Consider the following 17,114-nt stretch of genomic DNA (forward strand, 5'->3'; position numbering starts at 1 on the left):
GGCAGCGTCTTTGTAATTTCATAATCGGCTTCTTATGTTGCTTTCGACAATGAAAGCCAGGGAGAGAACCGATGTTCGATGCGAAGAAGCTGCTTGACCAATTCCTCGGATCGCAGGTGCCGGGCACCGACGGCAGCGTGAAGCAGAAGGCTGGAGACATCATCCAGCTCGCCAAGGACAATCCGCTTGCGACCGGCGCGATTGCCGCCGTTCTGCTCGGCACCAAGACCGGCCGCTCGCTGGGCGGCAATGCGTTGAAGCTCGGCGGGCTCGCCGCCATCGCGGGTCTCGGTTATCAGGCCTACAAGAATTACCAGGCCGGCAAGGCTCCGCAGGAGGCGGCTTCCGCCGGACCGGAACTTCTGCCGCCGCCGGCCGATTCTCCCTTCAGCCCCGAGGCGCCGGCGGCCAGTGACGATTTCGCCCTGGCTCTCGTCCGGGCGATGATCGCCGCGTCCAAGGCCGATGGCCATATCGACACCGAAGAGCGCCGTCACATCATGGACAAGATCCACCTCTCCGGCCTCGGCGCGGAGGCGGAGACCTTCATCGAGGCCGAGCTTTCGGCGCCGACGGATATCGATTCCCTCGTGGCGGCTGCGAAGACCGAGGAACAGAAGGTCGAGCTCTATACGGCCTCGCGGCTGGCCATCGAACCGGACAGCCGCGCCGAGCGGGGCTATCTCGATCTGCTCGCGGGTCGTCTCGGCCTTGCCGATGCGCTGGTCGACCACATCGAGGCGACGGTTTCGGCCGCCAAGGTCTGATTGCAGGCAGTCATGGCGCATTTGGGCCGGTTGCCTTTGACGGGTGGCTGGCCTACTGCTTTGCCGATACCTAAAGCGTGTCGGGATCGTTCGGATTCGCTCTGTGCGCTTTAAGTCCTTATTTCGTCGCATGTCGCGCAAAACCGCAGCACGCTTTTGTGCGACATGCTTTAGCGAGGCAAGCATGCGCGATCTTTCCACATTCAAGGGTTGCCCGGCGCCGACGCCGGTCACGCTCAAAGGCCGCTTCGTCACCGTCGAAGGCTATGACCGGGAAAAACACCTCGAGGCCCTGTGGGACGGTCTGGGCGGCATGGGTATCAATTCCCTGCTCACCTATTTCACCCAGCCGGATTTCGCCGGCATCGGGGACTTCGATACATGGCTTGCGGCTGCGCAGTCCAAGGGCGGCTGGGTTACGCATGTCTTCCACGACAACAAGACCGGTAAGGTGGTCGGCATGGCGAGCTACATGCGCGCCGATCCGGCGAACGGCGTCGTCGAGGTCGGCGGCGTCGCACACGGTCCGTCGATGAGCCGCAGCCCGCTTGCGACGGAGGCGCATTACCTGATGGCGCGCCATGTTTTCGACGATCTCGGCTATCGACGCTATGAATGGAAGTGCCACAACGAGAACGAACCCAGCAAGACGACGGCGAAGCGCTACGGCTTCACCTTCGAAGGCGTGTTCCGCCAGCACATGCTGTCCAAGGGAAAGAACCGCGATACGGCATGGTTCTCGATCATCGACGGCGAATGGCCGGTGGTGAAGGCGGGCTTCGAAGCGTGGCTTGCGCCAGAAAACTTCGATTCCGAAGGACGGCAGGTCCGCAGGCTTGAAGATATTCGCGCCGGCCTGGCGATGGGCGGTGCGGCATGAGCGGCGGGAAGCAGGAGCGTTCGCCGGCGCTGGCCGCAGCAATCATCGTCATCGGTTTTGCGCTGGTGCTTCTGGCGCTGCCGACGGTGGTGCTGTGGATCGGGGATTATTCACCCGTTCTGGCGGCCGCCGTCGGAACGATTGGCATCATGTCCTTCTTCATCGTTCTCTGGCTTCGCGCCCGCCACCAGCGCAGACGGGGCGGCGACCTCGACCGGCATCACGATTGAAGCGCTGCCGCGAGCAGTATGGCTCCAAGCAGGATGACGAAAAGCGCGCCGGCGATCTCGATTGCGGTTCCGACGCGCCGGGCGGCGACGGAACCCGGACCGGAGACGCGCACCGCCAGCGATTTTGCCGAGACGGCGACGATGGCGAGTGCTGAAACGGTGATCGCCGTGCCGAGCGCCATGGCGAAAACCGACAGGGCGCCGCCGAGATAAAGCCCGTTGAGGAGAGCGAAGGTCATCACCAGCAATGCGCCGGAGCAGGGCCGCAGGCCGACTGCGACGATTGCCGACCACGCCTCGCGCAGACGGAAATCCTGCTGCGACAGCATTTTGGGGTCGGGCAGGTGTGTCATGCCGCAATCGGCGCAGATCGCCCCCGGAGGAAGGGTCTTGTGGTCGTGATCCAAAGCGTCGACGCGGAAGGTCAGGCCGGTCGTCGCTGCGGCATTCACCGGTACGGCGGTATCGAAAAGGCCGGCGCTTAACGGCGCCTGCCGGGCCACCCGGATGCTCTTCAATTTCCGCAGCAGCAGCCAGACGCCGAAGGCGATGACCATGCCGAAGCTTGCGATTTCCATGGCGTTCGTCGCCGCCGTCATGGTGATGCCGGTGCCCCGCAGTACGAAATAGGCGGCGGCCACGATCGCGATCGCTACCACGCCCTGCAGGAAGGCGGAGACGAAGGAGATCGCGACGCCGCGCTTCAGTTCGGTTTCGTTGGCGATCATGTAGGAGGAGATCACGGCCTTCCCGTGGCCCGGACCTGCTGCATGAAAGACACCGTAGGCGAAGGAAAGCGCAAGCAGGGGCGAAAGAGACGACGGATCTTCCCGCATGGCTTTCAGCGTGTCGGTGAGCGAGCGATAGAAAGCCTGCTGGTTCTGGTTGATCCAGGCAAGCCAGCCGCCGAACGGGCCAGTCGCCTGAAAGGACGGCTCGGCGGTGCCGATGCCGAGAGGAGAGCCCGCATGGGCAGCCGTCGCCGCGGCGGCAATCACCGCCACCACTGCGAGCGATCGCAGGATGAAGCGGCGCATCAGCATGTCACCTCAAGCCGCGTCGCAAAGAGCTTGCCCATGTCCGTGCCGGCGGGATCGTTGAAAAATGCTTCCGTCAGGGTGGACTGGTTCTGGGCGATCACCTCGTCGGGGTCCGGACGAACGACCTTGTGCTTGCATTGGCGGAAGCCGTCGCCCTCGATCACGATATCGTCGTCCTTCGAGAAATCGATGGCGGTGTAAAGCGTCGGATCGTGAACGCCGAAGGAGAGCTTGCCCTTGATGGGCACCTTCTTCTCGGGCTTCACGACGAAGAAAACGAGAAGCTGCTGGTCCTTGAAGTCGACGTTGAAAGTCTCGGGCTTGGCCACCGAAATCGGTGCGCCGTCGCTGGTGATGAAGGTGAAGTAGCCGTAATCGGCGAGCGAGGTGCGGATCGTTTCGGCGATCTCGTGCAATTCGCTGTGATCCAGCTTCAGGTCGCTGTTTGTGTCGAAGTCCATCAGGACGCTCGAGGAAAAGACGTCGTCGAAGCGCCAGACATTTCTGAGTTCGGCAACGGAGCCGTCCGCGCCGGCCACCACTTCGAGGCGGGCTTCGGCGAAGATGTGCGGATGGGCGAAAGCCGGAAAAGGCGAGAGCGACAAAGCCATCGCCAGGATCGCCAGTCTCTTTCCCATGCCTTCTTCCTTTTTCTTCGGCTTGCGCGTGATTCTCTCATGCCCGGGGATTGGGACGGAAATGGGACCCCTCGGCGGTTTGCACCGTTTCACGCATATTTGCGGAACCAGCCGTGAAGGTAATCGACAAAGACGCGCACCTTGGCGGGAAGGTAGCGCCGGTGCGGATAGACCGCATAGATGCCGCGGTCCCGGGGCAGGTATTCGTCGAACAGGGATATCAGTTCGCCCGACGCAATATAGGGCTTTGCGATGAAATCCGGGACCATCGCGATACCGAGGCCGGCGCGGGCTGCGCGCAACGTCGCCTGCGGGCTGTTGACTTCGATCGGACCGCTGACGGCAACCGAGACCGGCGTGCCATCGGGCTCGACGAATTTCACGCTGTTATGCGAGCGGGAGTTGGTGTCGATGATAACGGGCACCCGGGCCAGTTCCTGGGGATGGGGGAGAGGGCCGTACTTCGCGATGAAGGCAGGGGTCGCACAGGCATAGACGCGGAAATCCGAGAGTTTTTTGGCAATCAGGCCGGAATCGTCGAGGCGGGTGATGCGGATCGCGAGATCGAAGCCTTCTTCGATCATATCGACGAATCGGTCGTCGGCGACGATTTCCAGCGAAAGATCCGGGTGCTCCCTGGCGAAATCGATCAGGGACTGGCCGACATCCGCGTCGATGAAGGTTCTGGGCACCGTAACCTTCAGTTTGCCCCTGAGGTCGGTGTTGTTCTCGCGAACGAGGTCGGCGAGGTTGTCGATCTCCTTCAGGATATCGGCGGCCGTGCGATAATAAGTATGGCCGGCCTCCGTCAGCGAAAACTGCCGCGTCGTGCGGTTGAGGAGCAAGGCTCCGAGTTCGTCTTCGAGTTCCCGCACATATTTCGAGAGCAGCGCCTTGGAGCGTCCGGTCTTGCGCGCTGCCGCGGAAAAACCTTCGGCTTCGACCACGTCGATGAAGGCGCGAATGCGTGTGAGCGTGTCCATGAAGCGGTCTTCCCCCTGATCTGTTGCGGATAGTGAACAAAATCGAGGATTGTTCAATCAATTTTCTGCCGGGAGGGTGCAAAAAGCTCTTGATTATGACGGCGAATATTCATATCTCACGGGCTGCCCAAAGTCGCACGTGCCTGTGGGTGTCCGCCGACCCTCGAACTGGGATTTATCCCTAAGGTGAGGTCATCGGTAAGGTACCTGGAACTAACCCCTCCAGTCGCTATTCCGGCCAACCGGGAAATGCGAGGACATCTTGAAGCAACGACGGTGCGGGCCTTTCTGGTTCTCTCCCGGCTTTCCATCAGCCGGGGTCACTGAAGAGGCACACCATCATTGCCGGAAGTGCGGTCGGGTTTCCCCTCCAATCCATGGCAGACAAAGCGGATTTATGCTCTCGACTGAGAGGGCGTTTATCCATCGTTTCGCGCGTCGAGCGTTCGTACGGCACCAGTGTCTCCACCGGCTGGATTCGTGCGTTGTCTCGCCGTCCTTTGTCCTTCCGCGCCCGGCAACGGGTTCGGGATCTTTGGAACTTGAGAGGGATAGACCCATGGCCACCGCTCGTATTCTCGATTTCATCAACACCCGACGTCCGGAAGGTCCCTGCCTCGTGGTCGATCTCGACGTCGTGCGCGATAACTACAGCGCTTTCCGTCACGCCCTGCCGGACAGTTCCATCTACTATGCCGTAAAGGCCAATCCGGCTCCGGAAATCCTGTCGCTGCTCGCCTCCATGGGTTCGAACTTCGACTGCGCTTCGGTTGCCGAGATCCAGATGGCGCTCGACGCCGGCGCTTCGGCCGACCGCATCTCCTTCGGCAACACGATCAAGAAGGAGCGCGACATCGCCCGCGCGCACGCTCTCGGCGTCGATCTCTTCGCAGTCGACAGCCATGAGGAAGTCGAAAAGATCTCGCGCGCCGCTCCCGGCGCCCGCGTATTCTGCCGCGTGTTGACCGATGGCGAAGGCGCCGAATGGCCGCTTTCGCGCAAGTTTGGCTGCGTGCCGCAGATGGCGGTCGACGTGCTGGTCTATGCCCACCAGCTCGGCCTCGAGTCCTATGGCGTGTCTTTCCATGTCGGCTCGCAGATGACCAAGGTCGATGCCTGGGATGCCGCTCTCGGCGATGCCAAGCGCGTCTTCACCTCGCTCGCCAAGCAGGGCATCCACCTGCAGATGGTCAACATGGGCGGCGGCTTCCCGACCAAGTACCTGCGCGATATCCCGTCGGCTGAGGCCTATGGCCGTGCGATCAACGGCGCGCTGAAGAAGCACTTCGGCAACCATATTCCGCGCACGATCATCGAGCCGGGCCGCGGCATGGTGGGCAATGCCGGCGTCATCAAGGCCGAGGTCGTCCTCGTCTCGAAGAAGTCGGACAACGACACGCATCGCTGGGTCTTCCTGGACATCGGCAAGTTCGGCGGTCTCGCCGAAACCATGGACGAGGCGATCCGCTACCCGATCCGCACCGCCCGCGATGGCGACGAAATGGAGCCCTGCGTGCTCGCCGGTCCGACCTGCGATTCCGCTGACGTGCTTTACGAGAAGAACATGTATCCGCTGCCGGTGTCACTCACGATCGGCGACGAAGTTCTGATCGAAGGCACGGGCGCCTATACGACCACCTACTCGGCGGTCGCCTTCAACGGCTTCGAGCCGCTCAAGGCCTACGTCATCTGATGTCGACCGTGCCGGCATGACCGGCACGGCAACAAACAACATCATCGGAAACTCTCTTGGTTCGGGAGGCCACAATGGCCGCTGTTCTTGATAGCGTGCGCGCATTCTTTGCGCCTGCACCTGCCTTTGTTATCGATGCCGAAACGCCGGCGGACGTCGTTGCGCGCGAAGCGCTGCTCGACCGCGCCATGGGCGCCGACCGTCGCAAGAAGTCGTCGGAGAAGATCCGCCGCGGCCGTCTGCCGGCAGAAGGGCTCGCCTTCGTCGCCCGCGACCGGGACGGCCACGTCATCGGCACCGTCCGGCTGTGGAACGTCGAAGCGGGTGTCAGCCGTGACGGCAATGCCGTGGAAGCGCTCCTCCTCGGGCCGCTGGCCGTCGATGCCGCCCATGAGGGCAAGGGGATCGGTGCGGCGCTGATGCGTGCGGCCATCCTCGAGGCGAAGAACCGCGATCACGGCGCTATCCTGCTGGTTGGCGATGCGCCCTATTACGAGCGGTTCGGGTTCTTCTCCGGCAAGACGCAGCATCTGGTGATGCCTGGCCCGTTCGCCCGCCAGCGCTTCCTTGCGCTGGAGCTCAAGCCGGACTGGCTCGAAGGTGCCGCCGGCATGGTGGTTGCCTCGGGCCGCAAGCTGTCGCGCCCGGCCTATCGCCGCGCAGCCTGACTTTCATAAGATAGGCCCGCGCTCCCGGCAGAGTTCGATGTACCGGCAGCAGGCTGGCTTCGGCATCTGAGCCGCCAGGGTGGGCGCGGGCCTTTCATCCCGTCGCGGCGGCGGGAGCAGTGCCCCCTCCCTATCCACGGGGAGGGGGCCTTTTTGTTGTCATGGCCTTCTCGGACCTGTCGGAGCGATTCCCTGGCCGTCGACGGGACATGTCGCCCGTGTCCCTTTTGCACCTTCGCCTAAAAAATGCCCCGTATGCGGAACAAAGTGGCGTCTCGTGCTTGTTATAGCACCGTGACATGTACGTCATGACCAACCGCATTTTCCTGCCCAGGGCGGGAGTGCGAGATAGGGAGTGTACCTCTATGATGAAGAAACTTGTGCTTGGTTCGATTGCCGCAGCGGCAATCTCCACAACGGCCCTTGCAGCAGACGCCGTGTCCGAGGCACCTGCGCCGCCGCCGCAAGCCGTTGAGACCACGCCGGTCTTCTCCTGGGCAGGTGGCTATGTCGGTGCCCATGGCGGTTATGGCTGGGGCAATGGCGACTTCTACGACGGCGTCGGCTCGGCCTCCGACGACTTCGACGGCGGCCGGTTCGGCGGTTTTGCCGGCTGGAACTTCGATGTCGGCAGCAATGTCATCGTCGGTGTCGAAGGCGACCTGAACTATGACTGGAACGAAAACAGTTATGGCGACGTGGACGTCAACACCGGCCTGAACGGCTCCGTCCGCGCCCGTGTCGGTTATGCCATGGATCGCGCATTGCTCTATGCCGCCGGCGGCTGGACGGCGACGAACTTCTCCGTCGACGGTCCGGATTTCGGCGAGGACAAGATGCTGAACGGCTGGACCCTCGGCGCCGGCTTCGACTACGCCGTGACCGATCAGCTCTTCACCCGTGTCGAATACCGCTACAACGACTATGCCGAAAAGGACATTCTCGGAGTGGACACCGACTTCAACCAGCATGTGGTCAATGTCGGCCTCGGCCTGAAGTTCTGACGGGACATTCGATCCCGAAGACAACGCCCGGCTCCCCATCAGGGAGGCCGGGCGTTGTCGTTTCAGCTCAGGGGAAAGGGAGCGAAGGCGGCCCCTCGCTCAGAACCGTTTCTCGTTTTCTTCCGCCAGCTTTTCCAGATCCTGCGAGTCGGGCCTGTAGCTTTTCGTCTCGCTGTTCCAGCGATAGAGCACGGAGACAGTGCGGGTTTCAGACGGCGTCACCTGCGTATCGCAGCTTTCCTCGACCTTTTCGTCGTATATCTTGACCTCGACCTGAATGGCCGCGCGCCCGCCGGCCTTTTCGGGTTCCACCGAGATTGCCGGTTCCTGAAGACGGTTCAGGCCGCAATAGCGCTCCGACAGGGTGAGGATGTCGTCGATGTTCTGCAGCCGGTCGGTATCAGCAAGCACGATGCTCGTTGTCCGGTAGGTCTGGTTCGAATTCCAGTGGCTGCTTTCGCTGACCAGCGCCTGTGCCCCGTCGCCGAGGTCGAGCACAACAGGGGAGACCAGCCCTGTCTCGCGGTCGAGCCCCACATCGACGGCATCGAGCAGCCGCGGTTCGCGCTCTGCCGAATAAAGGGCGAGGATCGCCGGTGCCAGCGGCTCCTCTGACAACGGACCGAAATCGAACAGCACGGCAAGGCGCCGGTTCGCGCCGCTGCCGAATGTCACGGTTTCCACGCCGTCAATCGCAAGCCCTTCGGGCCAGTCCGTTTCCAGATCGAGCCTTTTCGAAAGCTTGGCGTCGAGAGCATGTCCGGTCCAGCCCATTCCATCGGGCTGAAGATCGGGAACGAAGCTGCGCGCGAGATCGAAGAAGGTCGCCGAGGATGCGCCGGGTACGGCATCGCCAAGGCCGGCGAGTTCGGGTTCGGCGGCTTTCGTGGCTGTGGGTGACAAAGCCAGCAGCACCATGAGGGCAGCGGAATGGAGTGAAGCGCGCATCGGGATCGATCGTCCGGTTCAGGATCTCGCGAGATTCTATCCGAGAATCAGTCCGCCGAAAATGAGTCTTGTTGGCGGCGGGCGCGGTATCGGAAAGGCAAAAAAATACGCAGCATGCTACATTTTTATCATTCGTCAATTCTGGCTGTGGCAAAATTGTGACAGCGGCGGGTCTCCTGTCTTCGTGGGTGGGGTAAACGCCAGATGCATTGATCTAGCTCAACTCACGCAAGCCTCGCGGGTCCATAGTCGTCCCCGGCAAAAGCCCTTTATTCATAAGGAGAGACCTATGACCATGATGTGGACAAGGCGGATCAGCGCCCTTGCTGCAACCACTGCATTCCTGCTTATCGGCCAGGCGGCCGGTGCAGCGGACGTATCGCCGGTGGCGGAGCCCACTCCGGAAGCGCCGATGGCCGATGCGCTGAGCCCGTGGCAGATCCGCGTTCGCGGTCTGGGGGTCATCACCAATGACGAAGGCAAGGTCGACGGCGTCTCCGGTTCGGATCTGTCCTACAGCGACTCGGTCATCCCGGAACTCGACATCACCTATTACTTCACCGACAATATCGCTGCCGAACTCATCCTCGGCACGACCCGCGCCAACGTCTACGGCGAGGGCTCGATCGACGGCCTCGGCAAGATCGGCAGCACCTGGATCCTGCCGCCGACGCTCACCCTGCAGTATCACTTCACCGATTTCGGCGCCTTCAAGCCTTATGTCGGTGCCGGTATCAACTACACCATGTTCTACAGCCAGGACGCCTCCTCGGCGGACGATCTCGACATCAAGAACAGCTTCGGCGCAGCCCTGCAGGTCGGCTTCGACTACATGGTCAACGAGCACTGGGGCGTGAACTTCGACGTCAAGAAGATCTTCCTGAGGCCCGATTTCGATGTCACCGTCGGCGGGACGGAACTCAGCGGCAGCGCCAAGCTCGATCCGTGGCTGATCGGCGCCGGTGTAACCTACCGCTTCTGATCTCCTGATCAGGAACTGCTGAATGCAGAAAGGCCGGAGGCTTTGCCCCCGGCCTTTTTTGCGGCCGTCATGTTGAACGCTCCCAGTCCGACGCGGGGTTGCATCTTGACATGTGACTAATGAGTCACATATTTTCTATCCATGGACGATGATGTTTTCTTTGCTCTCAGCCATCCGCTGCGGCGCGAACTGCTGGATCTCCTGAAGGAGAGGGGCGGACGGACGCTCGGAGACCTCGAAAGCCACCTCCCGGTCAGCCGGTTCGGGGTGATGAAGCATTTGAAGGTGCTCGAGGCGGCGCATCTCGTGGTGTCGCGGAAGGCCGGGCGAGAAAAGCTTCACTTCCTCAATGCCGTCCCTATTCAGGAGGTCAGCGACCGCTGGATTGCCCGCTATGCGGTGCCGTTTGTCCGGACGATGGCCGACATCAAGTCGATTGCCGAGACGATGGAAAAGGAAAAAGAGATGACGAGCGAACATCAGCCTAAGCATGTCTACGAACTCTATATCCGTGCATCCGCGGAGACCGTTTGGGAAATCATAACCAGCGATGAAAAGACGCCGCTCTGGCAGCACTTCAACATGACGTCGCGCACGGATTGGCGTGCCGAGGGCGATTACGCCTGGATGATGGGCGAGCGGGTAGCGATTTGCGGAAAGATCGTCGAGATGGAGCCGCCCCGCCGGCTGGTTCTCACCTTCAGCGCGCAATGGGCGCCGGATGTTGCTGCCGACAAGCCGTCGCGGGTGGTTTTTGAGATCGAGCCGCTGCTAGGCAAGGCATGCAAGCTGACGCTGGTGCATGACGATTTCGGCGGCGAAACCGCGACCAGCAAGGCCGTGGTTGGCGGTTGGCCGGAGTCCCTGTCGCGGCTCAAGACGCTCGCCGAGACCGGGGTGCCCTTCGTGCTTGAGCGCGCCGTTTGATATCGGTTCGGCGGCGGTCGGTCGTTCCGGCCGTCGCCGGGATCGTCAGGCGGTGATGTCGATGACGCCGCAATCGCCGGCGTCCGATGCAAAGGCCAGAAGCTTGCCGTTGGCGCTCCAGCCCATCGATGTAATCGCTCCCTTGCCGGGGCGGCGAAGCAGTGCCTCCTTGCCGTCGGCGATGCGCACGGCGAGGATCATGCCATCGACGAAGCCTATGGCGAGCACTTCTTCGGCGGGGTGGAAGGCGACCTGGCTCACCATGATGTTGGCGCGGGTGCCGAGTTCCAGCGGCGCCTTGCCCATCGGGCCGTCCTTGCCGGAGAAAGGCCAGACGATGGCCGCAGGCGCTCCGGAGGAGGCAAGCCACTTGCCCTTCACCGACCACGACAGGGATTTGACCTTGGCGGGGTAGCCGGTCATGCGCATGTGGCGGGTGTCGTTCGCCTTGCCGTCGAGTTTCCAGCCATGCAGCGCGTTTTCCTGCATCATGGTGACGACGAAGCGGCCGTCGGGCGAGAATGTCACACCAGTGTGGGCGCCCTTCCATTCGAGATCGACCGGCGCCCCGCTGGTGCCGACCCAGTGAAGCGTCACGCCGTTATAGCGGGCAACCGCAATGCGCATGCCCTTGGGGGCGAAGTCGATGCCCTCCACGGTGCGCTCTTCGGTGAACTCCTTCATCGTGCCATCGGCGAGGCGGACATGGGCAATCTTGCCGTAGGAATAGCCGACCGCGCCCTGCGGGCCGGCAGCGACCACGGAGATCCATTTGCGCGGGACATGGGCAAGCTCGGCGACCGAGCCGTCATGGGCGATGCGCAGCACCTTGCCGTCTTCCCCGCCGGTGACGAGGGTCTGGTTGGACACGTCCTTGACGCAGGCGAGCAGGCCCTGATGGGCTTCCGTCACCTTTTCCCCGCCGTCGAGACGATGGATCGTGCCGGCGGCGGTCGCAAAGACGGGAATGTCTCCGAGGAATGCGCAGGTGACGACGTGACCTTCGAGGTCGAGAGGGGCAACCGTCGGCATCAGGCAGTCTTTCCTTCAGGCATGGCTTTCGTCGTAAAATGTGGCGCAGGCTTCGGCGTCATGCCGAAGCCTCGCAGGCGTGGAAGCTCCTCTCGAGCTTTTCGCGGTCGAGATCGCGGCCGATGAACACGAGGCGGGTCTCGCGCTTTTCTCCGTCCTTCCACGGACGCTGGTGATCGCCTTCGATAATCATGTGCACGCCCTGCACGACGTAACGTTCCTCGTCGCCCTTGAAGGCGATGATGCCCTTGAGGCGCAGGATGTTCGGGCCATCGGTCTGGGTGACCTTCTGAATCCAGGGGAAGAAGCGGTCGGGGTTCATTTCGCCGCCGCGCAGCGAGATCGAGGTGACCGTCACGTCGTGGATCGGCGAGGGGCCATGATCGTGGTGATGGTGACCATGATGACCGTGGTCATGATCGTGATGATGGTGGTCATGGTCATGGTCGTGGTGATGATGGTGGTCGTGACCGCATTCGGGACCGCAGACATGATCCGGATCGTCATGGTCAAGGAAATGCGGGTCGTTTTCGAGGGCGCGCTCGAGGTTGAAGGCGCCCTGGTTCAGCACGCGGGCAAGATCGACGCCAGAACGGGTGGTTGCGTAGATGCGGGCCGACGGGTTGATGGCGCGGACGATGTCCTCGATGCGGTGCAGTTCGTCATGGCTGACGAGGTCGGTCTTGTTGATGACGACGACGTCGGCAAAGGCGATCTGGTCTTCCGCCTCGCGGCTGTCCTTCAGGCGCAGCGGCAGATGCTTGGCGTCCACCAGGGCAACCACGGCGTCGAGTTCGGTCTTGGAGCGAACGTCGTCATCCATGAAGAAGGTCTGGGCGACCGGCACCGGATCGGCAAGGCCGGTGGTTTCGACGATAATGCCGTCGAAACGGCCTGGACGGCGCATCAGGCCCTCGACCACGCGGATCAGGTCGCCGCGCACGGTGCAGCAGACGCAGCCGTTGTTCATTTCGTAGATTTCCTCGTCGGATTCCACGATGAGGTCGTTGTCGATGCCGATTTCGCCGAATTCGTTGACGATGACCGCATATTTCTTGCCGTGGTTCTCGGAGAGAATGCGGTTGAGCAGCGTCGTCTTGCCGGCGCCAAGGTAGCCGGTCAGCACGGTGACGGGAATGGGTTTTGCGGCAGCTTCGGTCATGGGGTCCTCGATGAGGTGGAAAGCGCGGGGCGCGCCGTAATGGTGTTACCCCATATAGGCGCTGGCTCGGACGAGTTCAAAGGCTTTGTTGAGAGGACCGGTTTGCACCTGCGCAGACAAAAGTATCGATGTCGAAGCGGTGGACGTCTCTCAAAAGTTCGGTGAGGCCCCTCACGGCATGGGCGATCAGCTTTTCCCCGGCTTCGGCGGTGGCTGCAGCCGCGTTGCCGGCAACGCCTTCCCCGTTGAGATCGGACATCTTCCAGCCGAAGGCATGCGGGCCGTAGGCGCGCAGATGGCTGAACATCTCGGCAAACCGGGTCTGGCGGGAGGGGAAGTCGCGGGCCTTTGACATGTCGACCCGTTCGGGATGGAGCGCGAGCATCACCGACGTCTCGATCAGCCCGCCATGGATGTCGATTGCCTTGGCCTCAGGCGAAATGACGCCTTCGGGCACGCCGAAGCGGGTCCAGCTGGTCGCGACCGCCAGCATGTCGAAACGCAGCCGCGCTTCCGTAACGACGACGGTCATCAGCGGGGAATTTCCGCCATGGGCATTCAGGAGGACAAGCTTGAGTATGCCCTTGCGGGAGAGGTCTTCGGCTATCGCCAGCCAGCGGTTGACGGCCTCGTCGAATGCAAGGCTTTTCGTACCCTCGACGTCCATATGTTCGGGCGAATAGCCGACGGGTTCGACGGGCAGAAAGGTGACGGGCAGGTCTTCGGGGAGTTGCGCAAGCAGCCTTTCGACAAGGCCTTGTGCGATCAGGGCATCGGTCTCGAAGGGCAGGTGAGGGCCGTGCTGCTCGTGGGCGCCAAGGGGCAGGACGGCGATCCAGTCGCGGCGTTCCTCCACAGGTGTCGTGAAGTCGTTGTCATCGAAGTGCGGCCTGGGCTTCGCCATCTGGTTTCTGTCTTTTATTTTCGCTATGGATTTCAACGCCAGAGTTTCAGCCGGCGCAAAGAAGGAAAGCCGTCATCAAGCGGCGCGGGAGGCAGAATGTCCAAAAAAGACAAGGGCGACAAGGACAAAGGCGAGAAGAAAAACAAGAGCGGCAAGAAGAAGGACGCCGGCGCTGCCGGTGTACCGCTCACCGTTCTCGTCACACAACTTGCCCGCACCATGCGCACCAGGCTTTCCCACAATCTTGCCGATAGCGGCCTCTATGCCGGGCAGGACGGCGTCATGCAGCTTCTCGGAGAAGAAGACGGGATCACGCCGGGGGCGCTTGCGCAACGGCTCGGCGTCAAGGCGCCGACCATGACGCGCACCATCGGCCGCATGGAGGCGCAGGGTTTCGTGATGCGCCGCGCCGACGACAAGGATGCGCGCCTGACCAAGGTTTATCTCACGGAAGAGGGGCGCAACAGTATCGAAAGGATCGCGAGCGCGGCCGACGACTGCGAACGTGTGGCTACCAGAGGATTGTCCGGCAAGGAGGTAAAGGTGCTGGCCCGTCTATTGGTGACCGTCGAGGAAAACCTGAGGGGCGATTCGGAGAAGCGCTGATCTTCGGCGAAAGAATGAATTGAAATATGCGCTTAAAATATTTAATTAAAAAATTTAAGCGCAGGGTGTGACGGCCGGCGCGGGAAGTTGTCTGTCACGGGGGAGGAAAAGTGGCTCAGAAGGTCAAACTTTCAACGATTGCCGAATCGCTCGGATTGTCCACCGCAACCATATCGCTCGCCTTGCGCGACAGTCCGCTGGTTGCGGCCGATACGCGGGAAAAGATCAAGGAACAGGCACGCGCCCTCGGCTATATCTACAATCGTCGTGCAGCCAGCCTCCGGACGTCCCGGTCGGGCATCATCGGTGTCGTTGTGCATGACATCATGAACCCGTTCTACGGAGAAATCCTGAAGGCGATCGAAAGCGAGCTCGACCGGAGCCGTCACACCTTCATTCTTTCGAACCACTACGATTCCGTCGACAAGCAGCGGATGTTCATCGAGACGCTGCTGCAACTCGGAGGCGATGGTGTCATCATGTCGCCGGCGATCGGCACGCCGCCTGAGGATGTGCGCCTCGCAGAGGATAACGGCATGCCGGCGATCTTCGTCGCACGCTCGATGGACGGTGTCGACGTGCCGATCTATCGCGGCGATGACAGCTATGGCATTTCGCTTGCCACCAACCACCTGATCGGTCTCGGTCACCGCACCATCGCGATGATCGGCGGCACCGACCAGACCTCGACGGGCCGCGACCGCTATCAGGGCTATGTCAGCGCGCTGCGCAAGGCGGGGATCGAGGTGGACCCGAACCTGCGCATTCCCGGACCGCGAACGAAACAGGGCGGCTTCGAGGCGGCGGTGCATTTCCTGTCCCTGCCGCAGAAGCCGACGGCGGCCGTCTGCTGGAACGATCTCGTCGCCATCGGCCTGATGAACGGTATTGCCCGCGCCGGGCTGGTGCCCGGCCGGGATATTTCGGTCACCGGTTATGACGATCTCGAGGAGGCTTCCATCGCCACACCGGCGCTGACCACCGTCTGGAACGGTCAGGCGGAGGTCGGACGGCTTGCAGCCCGGGCGCTTCTGGATAAGCTGGCAGGCAGCCACGAGCCGGACGGCATTCATCTTATCAAGCCGGAAATGCGGATTCGTCAGTCGACCGGCCCCATCAACCGCTGAGACAGACAGGATTATCCAAGCATGACCAAAGACCGCGTCGCAATCCTCGTACCCGGTTACATCAACCCGCGCGTCATCGCGCGGTTGAGCGAGGCCTTCGATATCGTTGCCGTGCCCCATGGGCCGACGCTCGACATTTCCGAGGATGAAGCGGCGCTGGTGCGCGGGGTCGCGGTTTCCGGCGCCCTCCCGGCATCGTGGATCGCACGCCTGCCCAACCTGGAGATCATCTCCAATTTTGGCGTCGGCTATGACGGTGTGGATGTCGGCGCCGCTGCCCAACGCGGCATCGTTGTCACGAACTCGCCGGATGTTCTCAATGACGAGGTGGCCGATACGACCGTCGCCCTGCTCATCAACACCGTGCGACGGCTGCCGCAGGCGGAGGCATGGCTTCGCCAGGGCCGCTGGGTTTCGGAAGGACATTTCCCGCTGACGCCGCTTTCGCTGAAGGGGCGGCATGTCGGGCTGCAGGGGCTCGGGCGGATCGGCATCGAGATCGCGCGACGGCTCGAACCGTTCAAGGTGAAGATCAGCTATCACACCCGGCGGCCGCGGGCGGACGTGTCCTATGGTTATCACGCAAGCCTTCTGAGCCTCGCGGAAGCGGTCGATACGCTGATTTCCATCGTGCCGAAGACGCCGGAAACCACGGGCTCGATCGATGCCGAAGTGTTGAAGGCGCTCGGGCCGAATGGCGTCCTCATCAATGTGGGGCGTGGCACGACGGTCGACCAGTCGGCGCTCGTTACGGCCTTGAAGCAAGGCACGATCGCAGCGGCCGGTCTCGATGTCTTTGCCAACGAGCCCGACGTTCCGCAGGAGCTTATCGATCTGCCCAATGTCTCGCTGCTTCCGCATGTGGCCTCGGCGTCGCTGCCGACGCGCAACGCCATGGCCGATCTCGTCGTCGACAATCTGGTTTCCTGGTTCTCGACCGGCAAGGCGCTGACGCCGGTGCCGGAAACGCCGCAGGAATCAGCGTGACCTGCTGCAATCTCCAGCTTTCCGCAAGCTTGCGCATCCAAGCTCATCGACGGGCGGGCGATTGCTGGCGGGGGATGTGCGGGTGAAGACTTACGTTTTCGTATTGGCTGCCGGACTTTCCGTGGCGGGCGCCGCCGCGGCCGGCATCTATGGATGGCGGAACGAGACTGCGGGCCTGCGAAATCCGGCCTTCGACCCGGTCGTCTCGGGCTCCATCCGGGCCAGCGCAACCGGCTCGATCATTGCGCCGCCGGCTGAATTCTCGATTTCGAACGCCGCGAGGCAGCGGGCATGCGTTGCAGAGCGCGGCGGCACACTGCAAAGCCGCAGCCGGAGTTTTTCCGCTCCCAGAGAATGCGACGACGTGTGGCCGAGGCTATCGTCGGTGCGGAACTGGACACAGGGCGAGGACGGCCGCGTCACGCTCAGCGATGGCGCCGGTCTCGTGGTGCTGACGCTCGTGCGGAAAAAGGGACTGGCCTATGAGGCGCTGGAACCCGCCGGAGCCGGTGTCGCCTTGCAGATGCTGCCCTGAT

At 62.2% G+C, this 17,114-nt stretch carries 19 protein-coding genes; 12 read left to right on the forward strand and 7 right to left on the reverse strand.

Features of this window, described 5'->3' with window-relative positions:
* Nucleotides 1–71 precede the first annotated feature (71 nt).
* The 3 genes from J5N58_RS04965 to J5N58_RS04975 all read left to right on the forward strand — a co-directional run bounded on the left by J5N58_RS04965 (nt 72) and on the right by J5N58_RS04975 (nt 1,877).
* Nucleotides 72–767, forward strand: a complete 696-nt coding sequence (locus J5N58_RS04965; protein ID WP_113340765.1) for a tellurite resistance TerB family protein — start codon at nt 72–74, stop codon at nt 765–767.
* Nucleotides 768–951: 184 nt separating this feature from the next.
* Complete coding sequence (locus tag J5N58_RS04970; RefSeq protein ID WP_244709914.1) at nt 952–1,647, forward strand: GNAT family N-acetyltransferase; 696 nt, start codon at nt 952–954, stop codon at nt 1,645–1,647.
* Nucleotides 1,644–1,877: a hypothetical protein gene (locus J5N58_RS04975; RefSeq protein ID WP_112828770.1), complete on the forward strand. Its 234-nt coding sequence runs from the start codon at nt 1,644–1,646 to the stop codon at nt 1,875–1,877. Before J5N58_RS04970 ends, J5N58_RS04975 begins: the two co-directional genes overlap by 4 nt.
* Here the strand turns inward: J5N58_RS04975 and J5N58_RS04980 are convergent.
* The 3 genes from J5N58_RS04980 to J5N58_RS04990 all read right to left on the reverse strand — a co-directional run bounded on the left by J5N58_RS04980 (nt 1,868) and on the right by J5N58_RS04990 (nt 4,538).
* The gene (locus tag J5N58_RS04980) at nt 1,868–2,920 is read right to left on the reverse strand and encodes a nickel/cobalt transporter (protein WP_244709916.1); all 1,053 of its coding nucleotides are present in this window, start codon (nt 2,918–2,920) and stop codon (nt 1,868–1,870) included. The two genes, J5N58_RS04975 and J5N58_RS04980, sit on opposite strands and share 10 nt — an antisense overlap.
* The gene (locus tag J5N58_RS04985; protein ID WP_113340761.1) at nt 2,914–3,555 is read right to left on the reverse strand and encodes a DUF1007 family protein; all 642 of its coding nucleotides are present in this window, start codon (nt 3,553–3,555) and stop codon (nt 2,914–2,916) included. Before J5N58_RS04985 ends, J5N58_RS04980 begins: the two co-directional genes overlap by 7 nt.
* An 89-nt stretch (nt 3,556–3,644) precedes the next feature.
* Nucleotides 3,645–4,538 (reverse strand): LysR family transcriptional regulator, encoded by an 894-nt coding sequence (locus J5N58_RS04990; protein ID WP_112828767.1) that lies wholly within the window; start codon nt 4,536–4,538, stop codon nt 3,645–3,647.
* Between the two features lie 559 nt (nt 4,539–5,097).
* On the opposite strand from J5N58_RS04990, the gene odc2 reads away from it, so the two are divergent.
* The 3 genes from odc2 (at nt 5,098) to J5N58_RS05005 (ending at nt 7,903) form a co-directional block, all read left to right on the forward strand.
* Nucleotides 5,098–6,231, forward strand: a complete 1,134-nt coding sequence (gene odc2 / locus J5N58_RS04995) for an ornithine/lysine decarboxylase (protein WP_113424476.1) — start codon at nt 5,098–5,100, stop codon at nt 6,229–6,231.
* A 74-nt stretch (nt 6,232–6,305) separates the two neighbouring features.
* Nucleotides 6,306–6,899, forward strand: a complete 594-nt coding sequence (locus J5N58_RS05000; protein ID WP_113442325.1) for a GNAT family N-acetyltransferase — start codon at nt 6,306–6,308, stop codon at nt 6,897–6,899.
* A gap of 368 nt (nt 6,900–7,267) precedes the next feature.
* Entirely contained in the window at nt 7,268–7,903 is a 636-nt protein-coding gene (locus tag J5N58_RS05005) for an outer membrane protein (RefSeq protein ID WP_113340957.1), read from the forward strand.
* Between the two features lie 99 nt (nt 7,904–8,002).
* On the opposite strand, the gene J5N58_RS05010 is transcribed toward J5N58_RS05005, so the two are convergent.
* Nucleotides 8,003–8,851, reverse strand: coding sequence for a hypothetical protein (locus tag J5N58_RS05010; RefSeq protein WP_244709920.1), 849 nt, complete (start codon nt 8,849–8,851; stop codon nt 8,003–8,005).
* Nucleotides 8,852–9,149: 298 nt separating this feature from the next.
* Between J5N58_RS05010 and J5N58_RS05015 the strand changes: the two genes are divergently transcribed.
* Both J5N58_RS05015 and J5N58_RS05020 read left to right on the forward strand, forming a co-directional pair.
* Nucleotides 9,150–9,833 (forward strand): OmpW/AlkL family protein, encoded by a 684-nt coding sequence (locus tag J5N58_RS05015; protein WP_244710106.1) that lies wholly within the window; start codon nt 9,150–9,152, stop codon nt 9,831–9,833.
* Between the two features lie 141 nt (nt 9,834–9,974).
* Complete coding sequence (locus tag J5N58_RS05020) at nt 9,975–10,760, forward strand: ArsR/SmtB family transcription factor (RefSeq protein WP_244709922.1); 786 nt, start codon at nt 9,975–9,977, stop codon at nt 10,758–10,760.
* A gap of 45 nt (nt 10,761–10,805) precedes the next feature.
* On the opposite strand, the gene J5N58_RS05025 is transcribed toward J5N58_RS05020, so the two are convergent.
* The 3 genes from J5N58_RS05025 to J5N58_RS05035 all read right to left on the reverse strand — a co-directional run bounded on the left by J5N58_RS05025 (nt 10,806) and on the right by J5N58_RS05035 (nt 13,858).
* Nucleotides 10,806–11,792, reverse strand: coding sequence for a WD40 repeat domain-containing protein (locus tag J5N58_RS05025; RefSeq protein ID WP_113439361.1), 987 nt, complete (start codon nt 11,790–11,792; stop codon nt 10,806–10,808).
* 58 nt (nt 11,793–11,850) lie between these two features.
* A complete protein-coding gene (locus tag J5N58_RS05030) occupies nt 11,851–12,954 on the reverse strand; it encodes a CobW family GTP-binding protein (RefSeq protein ID WP_113340756.1) in 1,104 nt (367 codons plus the stop codon).
* A 76-nt stretch (nt 12,955–13,030) separates the two neighbouring features.
* Nucleotides 13,031–13,858 carry a creatininase family protein gene (locus J5N58_RS05035; protein WP_244709924.1) on the reverse strand — a complete coding sequence of 276 codons (828 nt, stop codon included), beginning with the start codon at nt 13,856–13,858 and terminating at the stop codon, nt 13,031–13,033.
* A gap of 96 nt (nt 13,859–13,954) precedes the next feature.
* Between J5N58_RS05035 and J5N58_RS05040 the strand changes: the two genes are divergently transcribed.
* From J5N58_RS05040 to J5N58_RS05055, 4 genes are all read left to right on the forward strand, one after another.
* A complete protein-coding gene (locus J5N58_RS05040) occupies nt 13,955–14,464 on the forward strand; it encodes a MarR family winged helix-turn-helix transcriptional regulator (RefSeq protein WP_112828758.1) in 510 nt (169 codons plus the stop codon).
* A 110-nt stretch (nt 14,465–14,574) separates the two neighbouring features.
* Entirely contained in the window at nt 14,575–15,591 is a 1,017-nt protein-coding gene (locus J5N58_RS05045; RefSeq protein WP_112828757.1) for a LacI family DNA-binding transcriptional regulator, read from the forward strand.
* A gap of 21 nt (nt 15,592–15,612) precedes the next feature.
* Nucleotides 15,613–16,578, forward strand: a complete 966-nt coding sequence (locus J5N58_RS05050; RefSeq protein WP_244709926.1) for a 2-hydroxyacid dehydrogenase — start codon at nt 15,613–15,615, stop codon at nt 16,576–16,578.
* Between the two features lie 82 nt (nt 16,579–16,660).
* On the forward strand, nt 16,661–17,113 hold the full coding sequence (locus J5N58_RS05055) for a hypothetical protein (protein ID WP_113442313.1): 453 nt from the start codon (nt 16,661–16,663) through the stop codon (nt 17,111–17,113).
* The last annotated feature ends 1 nt before the right edge of the window (nt 17,114 follow it).

It is taken from the genome of Paenirhizobium cremeum (genome assembly GCF_022884085.1).
GTDB lineage: Bacteria > Pseudomonadota > Alphaproteobacteria > Rhizobiales > Rhizobiaceae > Allorhizobium > Allorhizobium cremeum.

Coding starts and splice junctions, on each gene's coding strand:
- J5N58_RS05050 (WP_244709926.1), top strand. CDS start 15,613: ATGACCAAAGACCGCGTCGCAATCCTCGTACCCGGTTACATCAACCCG.
- J5N58_RS05010 (WP_244709920.1), bottom strand. CDS start 8,851: ATGCGCGCTTCACTCCATTCCGCTGCCCTCATGGTGCTGCTGGCTTTG.
- J5N58_RS05005 (WP_113340957.1), top strand. CDS start 7,268: ATGAAGAAACTTGTGCTTGGTTCGATTGCCGCAGCGGCAATCTCCACA.
- J5N58_RS04965 (WP_113340765.1), top strand. CDS start 72: ATGTTCGATGCGAAGAAGCTGCTTGACCAATTCCTCGGATCGCAGGTG.
- J5N58_RS05035 (WP_244709924.1), bottom strand. CDS start 13,858: ATGGCGAAGCCCAGGCCGCACTTCGATGACAACGACTTCACGACACCT.
- J5N58_RS04975 (WP_112828770.1), top strand. CDS start 1,644: ATGAGCGGCGGGAAGCAGGAGCGTTCGCCGGCGCTGGCCGCAGCAATC.
- J5N58_RS05040 (WP_112828758.1), top strand. CDS start 13,955: ATGTCCAAAAAAGACAAGGGCGACAAGGACAAAGGCGAGAAGAAAAAC.
- J5N58_RS04980 (WP_244709916.1), bottom strand. CDS start 2,920: ATGCTGATGCGCCGCTTCATCCTGCGATCGCTCGCAGTGGTGGCGGTG.
- J5N58_RS05030 (WP_113340756.1), bottom strand. CDS start 12,954: ATGACCGAAGCTGCCGCAAAACCCATTCCCGTCACCGTGCTGACCGGC.
- J5N58_RS05015 (WP_244710106.1), top strand. CDS start 9,150: ATGTGGACAAGGCGGATCAGCGCCCTTGCTGCAACCACTGCATTCCTG.
- J5N58_RS05000 (WP_113442325.1), top strand. CDS start 6,306: ATGGCCGCTGTTCTTGATAGCGTGCGCGCATTCTTTGCGCCTGCACCT.
- J5N58_RS05020 (WP_244709922.1), top strand. CDS start 9,975: ATGGACGATGATGTTTTCTTTGCTCTCAGCCATCCGCTGCGGCGCGAA.
- J5N58_RS05025 (WP_113439361.1), bottom strand. CDS start 11,792: ATGCCGACGGTTGCCCCTCTCGACCTCGAAGGTCACGTCGTCACCTGC.
- J5N58_RS04970 (WP_244709914.1), top strand. CDS start 952: ATGCGCGATCTTTCCACATTCAAGGGTTGCCCGGCGCCGACGCCGGTC.
- J5N58_RS04985 (WP_113340761.1), bottom strand. CDS start 3,555: ATGGGAAAGAGACTGGCGATCCTGGCGATGGCTTTGTCGCTCTCGCCT.
- J5N58_RS04990 (WP_112828767.1), bottom strand. CDS start 4,538: ATGGACACGCTCACACGCATTCGCGCCTTCATCGACGTGGTCGAAGCC.
- odc2 (WP_113424476.1), top strand. CDS start 5,098: ATGGCCACCGCTCGTATTCTCGATTTCATCAACACCCGACGTCCGGAA.